Source organism: Ancylobacter sp. VNQ12, from assembly GCF_049445835.1.
GTDB lineage: Bacteria > Pseudomonadota > Alphaproteobacteria > Rhizobiales > Xanthobacteraceae > Ancylobacter.
This window is the reverse complement of record NZ_JBMSDU010000069.1, coordinates 1-1,017: the sequence shown is the minus strand read 5'-3', so window position 1 is coordinate 1,017 and position 1,017 is coordinate 1. Positions and strand designations below refer to the sequence as shown.

1 rRNA gene is annotated in these 1,017 nt (G+C 56.6%); it reads left to right on the top strand.

From position 1 onward, the window contains the following. Positions 1 to 446: 446 nt before the first annotated feature. Positions 447 to 1,017: ribosomal RNA gene (locus ACO2RV_RS25115) — 16S ribosomal RNA — on the top strand; the annotation flags it as partial.

The following is a 1,017-nucleotide window of genomic DNA, read 5'->3' as shown; positions in this document are numbered from 1 at the left end:
CCCCTATAAAGCGGCCATCGACGGGGCGCGCCGCTGACGCGGTGCTGACGCTCCTCTGGTTGCTCCCGACAGAGACGAGGTCTTCGGACCGGCAGTCGCCGGCGGGAAAACTGTCGACCGCTTAAGGGTGTGAGCCCTTAGGTTAGAGGCCTTCGATTGAGGGTCGTCCGATCTTCGGGTCGGGTTGAGATTTCGGGGCTGAGCCCCATATGGAGCCTTCGGGTTTCGGCTGTTTGACAGGTTAATAGGAAGAAAGAGAAACGTGGACGGCGGAGTCCTTGCGGACTTACTCGAGCCTTCGGGCAGAAGTAAGTCGGATGAGACACGGTGTCATACGTTTTACTCAAAGAGGCGCCCGATCCCTGCGAAGGGAGCGGCGATGTCTCGACCTCGTCAAGAGGTTTTTGAGTGCAAGCGACGATGATTGCCGAGATTAAAATCTCATTCAACTTGAGAGTTTGATCCTGGCTCAGAACGAACGCTGGCGGCAGGCTTAACACATGCAAGTCGAGCGCCCCGCAAGGGGAGCGGCAGACGGGTGAGTAACACGTGGGGATCTGCCCAATGGTACGGAATAGCTCCGGGAAACTGGAAATAATACCGTATGTGCCCGCAAGGGGAAAGATTTATCGCCATTGGATGAACCCGCGTCGGATTAGCTAGTTGGTGTGGTAAAGGCGCACCAAGGCGACGATCCGTAGCTGGTCTGAGAGGATGATCAGCCACACTGGGACTGAGACACGGCCCAGACTCCTACGGGAGGCAGCAGTGGGGAATATTGGACAATGGGCGCAAGCCTGATCCAGCCATGCCGCGTGAGTGATGAAGGCCTTAGGGTTGTAAAGCTCTTTCGCCGACGAAGATAATGACGGTAGTCGGAGAAGAAGCCCCGGCTAACTTCGTGCCAGCAGCCGCGGTAATACGAAGGGGGCTAGCGTTGTTCGGAATCACTGGGCGTAAAGCGCACGTAGGCGGATTGTTAAGTCAGAGGTGAAAGCCTGGAGCTCAACTCCAGAA